The organism is Rothia sp. HMSC066G07 (assembly GCF_001814485.1).
GTDB lineage: Bacteria > Actinomycetota > Actinomycetes > Actinomycetales > Micrococcaceae > Rothia.
On record NZ_KV816917.1, the window covers coordinates 109,446 to 118,911 of the forward strand.

Below are 9,466 nucleotides of genomic sequence, written 5' to 3' on the forward strand. Positions count from 1 at the left end.
TGCTGTAGATATGTACTTTGCTTTATGTATTACACGGATGTAATACGGAACGAACACGAAAAGACGTGCAGGGAGGGGGGTTCTAGAGTCTAGAGCTCCTAGAGCCTAGATCTCCTAGAGTCTAGGGCTAGGGTCTAGAACCCCCTCATTCGCCTTCGCCGGGATATTACCGGGATTACAGGCAACCGGTCGGGTTAGCTACCCTTCGGGTTGTCCTCGTCCTCAAGGTCACCCAGGTCAATGTGGGTACGAGGCTCCGAAACGAGCTTCTTCACCACGGGGCGGGCAGCAATCACGGGCACGGAACCGGTGTAGCCTTCACGGACGCGAGCAATCTCGTTGACGCGGTCACGAACCGTGTACCAGCCGATAATCAGCAGCGGGATAACCAGCAACAGCGATGCCAGGGTGTAGGTGCCGACCGGGTAATCCAGTGCCATCAGCACCAGCACAACAGCCAGGAAGACCATCACAGCCCAGTCGCTGAAACGACCGCCGGGTGCACGGTAGTTGGGGCGCTTGTACTTGCCCTCGCCGACCAGCTTCAGGTACTTCTGGTGCGACATTGCGATAGCCGCCCAGCTAGCCATGGTGCCCACCGAGGCGATGTTCAGCACGACCTCGAACGCCTGCTCGGGAACGAAGAAGTTCAGCACAACACCGAAGAGGCCAATCACACCGGTCAGCAGAATACCTGCCACCGGAACGCCGGAGCGGGACACCTTAGTGGTGAACTTCGGTGCCGAACCTGCAACACCCATCGAGTGGAGGATACGACCGGTGGAGTACAGGCCAGCGTTCAGCGAGGAAGCAGCCGCGGTAATAACGACCAGCTGCATAATCGGTGCGGTGCCTTGAATACCGATAGCGTCGAAGAAGGTCACGAACGGCGACTCTGCATCCTTGTATGCGGTGTAGGGCATGAGCAGGCAGAGCAGAACCACGGAACCAACGTAGAAGATCGCGATACGCCAGATCACGGTGTTGATAGCGCGGGGGATAACCTTCTCAACGTTCTTGGTTTCACCACTGGTGGTGCCGACCAGCTCAATACCGGCGTAGGCGAACACAACGCCCTGAACCACGATAAGAGCGGGAAGAATGCCGTTGGGGAAGAAGCCGTCATTGGCTGCAATAAGGCTCAGGCCGGGGGTGACGCCGTTGATGGGCTCACCGAAGACCAGGTACCAGATACCTACCGCCATGAAGGACAGCAGGGCAAGAATCTTAATGAGTGCGAACCAGAATTCCAGCTCACCGAAGAGCTTCACGGAGATGAGGTTTAGAGCCACGGTGATGATAACGACGATGAATGCGCTAAGCCACTGGGGAATGTCTGCGAAGAACTGGTTGTATCGACCGAACCAGCTGATGTAGATGGCGATAGCGGTGGCGTCTGCAACGGCGGTCATTGCCCAGTTCAGCCAGTACAGCCATCCGGATACGAATGCGGCCTTTTCGCCGTAGAATTCGCGGGTGTAGGAGACGAAGGAGCCCGAGGAGGGGCGGTGAAGGATCAGCTCGCCGAGGGCTCGAAGGATCAGGTAGCCGAAGAAGCCGATGACGGCGTAGATGACGGCGAGCATGGGGCCTGCGTCCTGCAGGCGGCTACCGGTGCCCAGGAACAGGCCGGTACCAATAGCGGAACCGATGGCGATCATCTGGAGCTGACGTGCGCCAAGCCCCTTGTGGAAGCCTTCCTGTTCGTGTGCGAACGGGTCGTCTGTGGGGGGCTTAGTGTATTGATCCGCTGCAGAAGTCTGCGGGTTCTTGTTCGGTGAGGTGCTCACGCTATGCCTCCTTGGATAGTTACGTCTAAAGCACGTGCTACACGAAATGTGGTTGGGAACACGTCTGCGGGTTGTAACGACTATAGCACGGTAATTTAGGTAAATATAACCCGCATCACGTAATAATTTATATACATATAATGCATATCTTATGAATATATTTGGTTCATGTTGTATTGTGTGGTTTTCATTGTTGTGTGAAATAGATTAATTGAACTCTGAGTCCAAAAAATCAATTCCCCCACCAGTACACAGCACAAGAGCACCCACAACGGGGTGCTCTCACAACCTATTCAAAACGGGGGCTTAGCCCTCCATCAGGCGATCAATCTTCGCCCGCAATGCACGCTCGCGACGATTCAACCACCACCAGCTCGGCCAACGCATCAACGACTTACGGCCCACCTGCACCACCGAGGGGAGCTTCGCCTCCGCAAGCGCCACATCAATCTCGTGGTCACTCGCACCCTCATCACGCATTTTCTCCATCAACTCAAGGGATTTCGCCATATCGCCATGCCCCAAAACATGCCGACTCTTACGCTCCAGAATCTCATCCAACTGGGCGCGCACCGGGGCAATAGCCGCCGCATTCGGATGCTCACGCTCAGCACGACGCTGCGCCTGGCGGGCACGCTTCTCACGTTTCGCGTCGAGCTGTTTTGGATTATTTTTAGCGCTCGCCTTGCTCATGGGAGGTTCCTTTCATCGCGTCCGGGTGATGTGTACGCTGCCCTGCACGCACAGAAGACATCAAGTCATTAACACCTCTACTTTACCGCGGTAATTCGCGGAAATTTCGCTGCAGTAAACCCAAAAAAACCCACAAAAAATTAACGATAAATAAGTCGTATCTTGGTAAAATAGTGCGAGTAGGAGGCGTCTCGCGCGCCAACAAAATATGGTGAACCGGCCCAGCATCGGTAACCGGTCGCATCTATCCAAGGAGTCAGCATATGGCTATTGCAACCCCCGAAGTTTACGCAGAAATGCTGCAGACCGCGAAGGAAAAGGGCTTCGCGTACCCCGCAGTGAACGTGACCTCCTCCCAGACCCTGAATGCTGCAATCCGCGGCTTCGCAGAGGCTGGCTCGGACGGCATCATCCAGGCATCCACCGGTGGTGCAGCATACTGGTCCGGCGCTTCCAAGAAGGACATGGTCGTTGGCTCCCTGGCCTTCGCAGCATACGCACGCGAAGTTGCTAAGCAGTACGACGTGAACATTGCACTGCACACCGACCACTGCCCCAAGGACAAGCTGGAAGGCTTCGTCCTGCCCCTGCTGGCAGAGTCCGAGAAGGCTGTTGCTCGCGGTGAAGACCCCATCTTCAACTCCCACATGTGGGACGGCTCCGCAATCGACCTGGACGAGAACCTGAAGATTGCTGCTGAGCTGATCGAGCGTACCTCCAAGGCAAAGCTCGTTCTCGAGGTTGAGATTGGTGCCGTTGGTGGCGAGGAAGACGGCGTTGAAGGCGCTATCGACGACTCCCTGTACACCACCGTTGCAGACGCAATCAAGACCGTTGAGGCAATCGGCCTGGGCGAGAAGGGCACCTACATGGCTGCTCTGACCTTCGGTAACGTTCACGGCGTGTACAAGCCCGGTAACGTTCACCTGCGCCCCGAGCTGCTCAAGGAAATCCAGACCGAGGTCGGCGCTAAGTACGGCAAGGGCGACAAGCCCTTCTACCTGGTCTTCCACGGTGGCTCCGGCTCCACCGAGCAGGAGATTGCAGACGCAGTGTCCTACGGTGTTATCAAGATGAACATCGACACCGACACCCAGTATGCATTCACCCGCCCCGTTGCTGGCCACATGTTCAGCAACTACGACGGTGTGCTGAAGGTTGACGGCGAGGTCGGCAACAAGAAGACCTACGACCCCCGCGTTTGGGGTGCAGCTGCAGAGGCAGGCATGGCCGCACGCGTGGTCGAGGCTTGCCAGCAGCTCGGTTCCGTCGGTACCTCCATCAAGTAAGGTACTGTTCGCCCGCCGCGGCTCCTGTAGCCGCTGCCGGGTGTGAACCTAAGCTTCGTTAAGCGAAAGCGGTGCCCGCTTCCTCATCATGAGGAGGCGGGCACCGCTTCTTTGTTGATGTAGCTAGAGTCGGGCGGGTTTACTTACCGCCGCAGCCGCAACCACCGCATCCGCAGCCGCCGGACTTCACAGCCACCGAACCGGAGGTGGGGATACCGTCGCCGGTGTCGCCACCCATGAGGTTCACGCGGTTACCAATCTCGGGGCCGCCGACCGGCTGAGGTGCCTTACCCGCCAGGGTCGCCGCGAAACCGGCGGGCTCCGCCAGGGGGCTCAGGTTCGGGATCATCGACGCCGCCGGGGAGCCGGAGGGACCGCACGCAGCCGCTGCCGCATTAGCCTTCGGCTGGGCAACCAGGTGGGCGCGCGCAAAACGCTTAATCTGCTCGGCAGTCGGGTACGCGAAGGACACCTTCACCTCACCGTTGACGAGCATGAGCGGCAGAACCTCGCGGCCGTTCATCTCAATCTGCTCCGCCACGGGTGCGCACTCTTCAAATGCGGAAGGGTAGGAGTCGGTGGAGTACACCTCAATGTCCACGCCCGAATCCAGCGCCTCCTGCGCGGCACCCAGGAACTCGGAGCGCTCCATATCCTGCGGATCCTCCGGGTTCTCGCCGGGACCCGGAATAAATACTTCAAGAACGGTCTCAGCCGCTTCAGTCATCAGTTTCAGCCTTTTCTCTCTTATGGGCACCGGCTCGGGGGAGGGGTGCCAGTCCTTCACTAAGTGTACTCGCGACCTCAAGAGTGCAGAAGTGTGAGTTGAAGTTCCAGATTTGCGGAATATTTGCAGAATTCGAGTCGAATGACCCTCAGCTCGTGAGCTACGGGTTTAGGTGTTGTATTCTGAGTGCATATGCACCGGAGTGTGCGAACCCTGCAATTCAGGCAGGCGCCGCCCGGTGTGAAACCAAGAAGGCAACGACGCCCGCATCCGACGCGGACGCATCAGCGCTACAAATACACGCTATTCATAGCGCAACACGACCAGAAGGAGCATACATGTTCGGTTTCGGCAAGAAGAAGAAGGAAGCTGCCGCACAGGAAGCATCGTCCGCAGACGTCTACGTCGCACCTGCTACCGGCGAGTACCTGCCGCTGAGCGAAGTCTCCGACCCCGTTTTCTCTCAGGGCGTTATGGGCGACGGCTACGCAGTGAACCCCACCGCAGGCACCATCGTCGCACCCGTTGCAGGCACCATTGCACTGATTCAGGACACCCTGCACGCATTCATGCTCCGCACTGAAAACGGCGGTGAGGTACTGGTCCACATCGGTATCGACACCGTTGAGCTCGGCGGCGACGGCTTCACCAAGCTCGCTAACGTAGGTGACAAGGTTGAGGCAGGCGCACCCATTATCGAGGTCGACTGGGCAGCTATCGAGGGCCGCATCCCCTCCAAGGAAACCATGGTGATGATTACCAACACCGCAAAGTTCAACATCTCCAAGGACTCTGAGTCTCGTCGCCCCGTCGCAGCCGGTGACCGCGTCGCTCAGGCATCCAAGAAGTAAGCTGAACCAGCGAAAAATAGCTCAGCTTCAACTGCGGTGAAAACCCGCGAAAATACTTAACGCAAAAGGTCGCGTCCTGCAGGCTCAATCGGGCTACAGGCGCGGCTTTTTTCGTTACACGAGAAATTTTTTAACGCCGCATGAAATGCCGCTATTAAAAGCGGCGGAAAAGGAGGAACACATTCACCCGCATTGCACAGCGGGTAAGAATGAGGCGCACATAATACCCTATTTGCTTGTGAACGCAGTGAATCACCGATAAAAAATCGTTATCCTACATAGAAGTTGCAGTTTGAGTTGAGAGAATCCGGACCCTCAGCTATAAACCAAAACTTCAATGACCAACCACACACATTACGCTCAACTCATAAACGAAAAAAGGACCACTACGGTGACTGCATTCCCGAAGATCTCCAAGAATCTGAGCCGCCGCGGCTTCATTGGCGCCTCCACTCTGGCGCCCGCCGCCCTCATGCTCCAGGCAGGCGAAGCCCACGCCGCAGCCAACACCCGCGCACAGCTCGCGGCAGTACACAGCGGCTCCCCCGCACATCAGCTGCTCTACAAGACCGATGAATTCTTCATCGCCCACCGCGGTGCCGGCAACATCAGCCCCGAGCACACCGCCTACGCCTACGCAGAGTCCGTACGCCGCGGCGCCCTCGCCGTCGAAATTTCCGTACGCACCACCAGCGACGGCCAGTTCGTCTGCATGCACGACACCAACATCAAGCGCACCACCGGCGCATCCATGGACGTGCGCGGCCACACCCTCGCCGAACTGCGCCAGCACAAGGTCAACATGCGCAAGAACCTGGGCGAAAAGACCGACCTGTACAACATCCCCACCCTCGAAGAAGCCATCGCAGCCGTTGACGCCGTACCCGCAGGCGGCGAATATGCCTCCGTCGGCGGCAAGAAGGTCGTACTGTTCCTCGAAGCGAAGGACGGCCCCGCACAGGCAGGCCTCGTCAAGTTCATCACCGAACGCGGCCTGCAGCGCCGCACCGTCATCAAGATGTACCGTGACGGCAGCGGCGGCTTCAAGCCCACCTCCCGCTACCTGAAGCTTGCCAACTCCGCAGGCTGTGCCACCTGGTGCTACTTCGACGGCGGCGACCCCATCGATAAGATTTCCGCAATGGCACGCCACGAAAACGTGGACGCCATCGGCGTACCCTACTACGAGAAGCCGACCGGCGCTTCCCAGGGCTCCATGAGCGAAGAGAACGTACGCGCCCTCACCGGCCTCGGCAAGGCAGTCATCGTCTGGGAAATCCACCGCCGCTCCGCCTACGAAAAGTACAAGGCACTGGGCGTGAAGGGCTTCATGTGCCCCGACCCCTACTGGGTAATCGGTGACCCCTTCGACTCCAGCGTCAAGATCAAGACCGGCAAGCGTCCCCACGGCATGCTGCCCGCCGACCCCTCCGTCGCAGCGGACATGCCCGACCTGACCGGCGTAGCCATCGTGCACAACCAGCGCTACGACGAATCCGTACTGCTCGGCCCGCTGGCGAACTACACCACCCGCGAAAAGTACACCCTCGACTTCTCCATGAAGTGGACCGGTGCACTGCCGCAGCAGGACGGCCACTACGGCTACGTCGCTTTCGGTCGCGAACACGACGGCCCCTTCGGCATCGGCAAGAAGTTCGCCGCAAACCAGGAAGACGGCACCTACGTGCTCGCCATCCGCCCCAACTACCGCGGCAACTCCGTAGCGCAGATTCTCTGCTTCGAACCCAAGCAGACCAGCCCGCGCGTGCTGCACACCATGAAGCTGCGCCAGAAGGTCACCACCGGCCAGGCACTGAACTGCAAGATTGTGGTGAACAAGAACAGCTTCTACTACACGGTCAACGGCCAATACTCCAGCCCCATCAACCACAGCGCCTACCGCGGCCCGTACGTACACTTCGGCCGCTTCCACGGCACCAACGATGGCGGTCCTCTGGAGCTGACTCGAATCGAGGCACGCCAGTCCTGGATCTGAGAGAACCGGTGGGCCTAGTCCACCTGGGTGCCCGCCTCACCGCCCGCTAAGCGGTGAGATTACGGATACCGGGCAGAGCGGATGTAACACCGAGCATCCCTTCCGGGCAACGCCTTCCATAATCTCCAGCTAGGACCCTCGCGCACCGAGCGGGAATCCACCCCGAAGGGGGTCGCATCCACAGCGGATGCGGCCCCCTTCGGCGTGCCCGCGGCCTTCTCAGGGTGGGGAGAGTGCGAGCGGGGACGTGTAGGCGCGTAAGGGTGTATAGGGCGAGCGGGGCAGGGGAGAGAGCCGCCGGGTCGGTTCGAGGGGTAGGGGAGTGCGCGGTACTAGAATTAAAAGCGTCAGAGTCGACCGCACCGGCCGCCCCAACCCGAAAGGCACGCCATGACCACCTCACCCGAAAGCTCCGCCGAGAGTCCCGCCGCAAAGCCCGCCGCGAAATCCGCCCAGCTACGAGGCCGCACCGAACCGCACATGCAAAGCATCAACATGCCGCAGCGCGAACCCATCGACCCCTACGAGCGGCCCTCCTACCCCTTCTTCTACGTGCCCACCGACCTGCTTATCGGCGGCAGCTGGGTCACCGGCGACAACGGCTCCTTCCCCGTGCACAACCCCTCCTGCGGCCAAATCCTCGCGCACGTCGCCGACGCCAGCGTCGAACAGGGCATCGAAGCACTCGACGCCGCCTGCGACGCCCGCACCTCATGGGCGGCAACCAGCGTCCGCGAACGCGCCGACATCCTCAACCGCGCCTACACGCTCATGACGCAGCGCACCGAAGTCATCGCCCGGCTCATGACCCTCGAAATGGGCAAGCCCCTCGACCAGTCCCGCGGCGAAGTCGCCTACGCCGCGAACTACCTGCGCTGGTACGCCGAAGAAGCCGCCCGCAACTTCGGCCGCACCGCCGTTGCCCCCGAATCCGGGCTACAGATCACCACCGTACGCCGCCCCGTGGGCCCCTGCCTGCTGATTACCCCCTGGAACTTCCCGCTCGCCATGGCGGCACGCAAGGTCGCCCCAGCGCTCGCGGCGGGCTGCACCGCGGTGCTCAAGCCCGCCTCCCTGACTCCGCTCAGCTCCCTGTACTTCGCCTCCCTGATGCGTGAGGCGGGCCTGCCGGACGGCGTGCTGAACATCGTAACCACCAGCCGAACCAGCGAGGTGGTCTCAGCGCTGATGGCTGATGAGCGCCTGCGGAAGGTCTCGTTCACCGGCTCCACCGCCGTGGGCCGCACCCTGCTCGCGCAGGCCTCGCAGAACGTTCTGCGCACCTCCATGGAGCTGGGTGGCAACGCCCCGTTCATCGTCTTTGAGGACGCGGACATCCCCGCCGCCGTGGAGGGCGCCTACGCAGCGAAGATGAGGAACATGGGCGAGGCGTGTACCGCCGCCAACCGATTCATTGTGCACGAGGACATTGCTGAAGAGTTCACCCGCGCCTTCGTGGAGCGCATGGAGGCGACCGTCGTGGGTGACGGAACAGCCGACGGAACCGAATGCGGCCCGCTAATTCAACCTTCAGCGGTTGAATCCATGCTTTTTATGGTTGAAGACGCCCTGGGCAAGGGCGCGCTCCTCGCCTGCGGCGGTTACATTCCCGAGCTTGAGGAGAACGTTCCGAGCGATACCGGAGGCATGCCCAAAAACCTGAACAAGGGCAACTTCGTGACCCCCACCGTGCTGACCGGCGTGACCGATTCGATGCGCGTGTGGCGTGAAGAAATCTTCGGCCCCGTCGCCCCGATCGCCACGTTCAGCGGCTACGGCGAGGAGGGCGAACGCACCGCCCTGAAGCTCGCCAACGACACCGAGTACGGCCTGGCGGCGTATGTGTACACGAGCAACCACCCGCGCTTTACGCGCATGGCTGCTGGGCTGGAATTCGGCCTGATCGGTTACAACTCCGGCGTGATCTCGAACGCGGCGGCACCCTTCGGTGGCGTGAAGCAGTCCGGCATGGGCCGCGAGGGCGGCCCCGAGGGACTGGAGGAGTACACCGAGCTGCAGTACATCGGCACGCCGAACCCGTTCGCCGGATAAGCCTGAATACAGCGAAGCCCCGGCGGGTACCCGAGAAGTGAACTGCCTCCCGTTTCTTGGACAACGAA

7 protein-coding genes are annotated in these 9,466 nt (G+C 60.2%); 4 read left to right on the plus strand and 3 right to left on the minus strand.

Translation table 11 applies throughout. The annotated features are described in order from the left end of the window. Window positions 1-194 precede the first annotated feature (194 nt). Together HMPREF2971_RS00950 and HMPREF2971_RS00955 are read right to left on the minus strand one after the other, a co-directional pair. Entirely contained in the window at window positions 195-1,790 is a 1,596-nt protein-coding gene (locus tag HMPREF2971_RS00950) for an amino acid permease (protein ID WP_049338603.1), read from the minus strand. 306 nt (window positions 1,791-2,096) lie between these two features. Then, a complete protein-coding gene (locus HMPREF2971_RS00955; RefSeq protein WP_012902700.1) occupies window positions 2,097-2,483 on the minus strand; it encodes a hypothetical protein in 387 nt (128 codons plus the stop codon). Between the two features lie 263 nt (window positions 2,484-2,746). Here HMPREF2971_RS00955 and fbaA point away from each other — a divergent pair, with 263 nt between their 5' ends. After that, window positions 2,747-3,772, plus strand: coding sequence for a class II fructose-bisphosphate aldolase (gene fbaA / locus HMPREF2971_RS00960; RefSeq protein ID WP_012902702.1), 1,026 nt, complete (start codon window positions 2,747-2,749; stop codon window positions 3,770-3,772). Between the two features lie 139 nt (window positions 3,773-3,911). Here the strand turns inward: fbaA and HMPREF2971_RS00965 are convergent, their stop codons facing one another. After that, window positions 3,912-4,499 carry an arsenic metallochaperone ArsD family protein gene (locus HMPREF2971_RS00965; protein ID WP_070616255.1) on the minus strand — a complete coding sequence of 196 codons (588 nt, stop codon included), beginning with the start codon at window positions 4,497-4,499 and terminating at the stop codon, window positions 3,912-3,914. Window positions 4,500-4,837: 338 nt separating this feature from the next. On the opposite strand from HMPREF2971_RS00965, the gene HMPREF2971_RS00970 reads away from it, so the two are divergent. The 3 genes from HMPREF2971_RS00970 (at window position 4,838) to HMPREF2971_RS00980 (ending at window position 9,398) form a co-directional block, all read left to right on the plus strand. Continuing rightward, window positions 4,838-5,350, plus strand: a complete 513-nt coding sequence (locus tag HMPREF2971_RS00970; RefSeq protein ID WP_044150002.1) for a PTS sugar transporter subunit IIA — start codon at window positions 4,838-4,840, stop codon at window positions 5,348-5,350. 391 nt (window positions 5,351-5,741) lie between these two features. Next, complete coding sequence (locus tag HMPREF2971_RS00975; protein WP_044150004.1) at window positions 5,742-7,346, plus strand: glycerophosphodiester phosphodiesterase; 1,605 nt, start codon at window positions 5,742-5,744, stop codon at window positions 7,344-7,346. Window positions 7,347-7,736: 390 nt separating this feature from the next. Next, window positions 7,737-9,398: an NAD-dependent succinate-semialdehyde dehydrogenase gene (locus HMPREF2971_RS00980; protein WP_070690653.1), complete on the plus strand. Its 1,662-nt coding sequence runs from the start codon at window positions 7,737-7,739 to the stop codon at window positions 9,396-9,398. The last annotated feature ends 68 nt before the right edge of the window (window positions 9,399-9,466 follow it).

Excerpts from the sequence above, each read along its gene's own strand:
- fbaA (WP_012902702.1), top strand. The coding sequence starts at position 2,747 with ATGGCTATTGCAACCCCCGAAGTTTACGCAGAAATGCTGCAGACCGCG.
- HMPREF2971_RS00970 (WP_044150002.1), top strand. The coding sequence starts at position 4,838 with ATGTTCGGTTTCGGCAAGAAGAAGAAGGAAGCTGCCGCACAGGAAGCA.
- HMPREF2971_RS00955 (WP_012902700.1), bottom strand. The coding sequence starts at position 2,483 with ATGAGCAAGGCGAGCGCTAAAAATAATCCAAAACAGCTCGACGCGAAA.
- HMPREF2971_RS00965 (WP_070616255.1), bottom strand. The coding sequence starts at position 4,499 with ATGACTGAAGCGGCTGAGACCGTTCTTGAAGTATTTATTCCGGGTCCC.
- HMPREF2971_RS00980 (WP_070690653.1), top strand. The coding sequence starts at position 7,737 with ATGACCACCTCACCCGAAAGCTCCGCCGAGAGTCCCGCCGCAAAGCCC.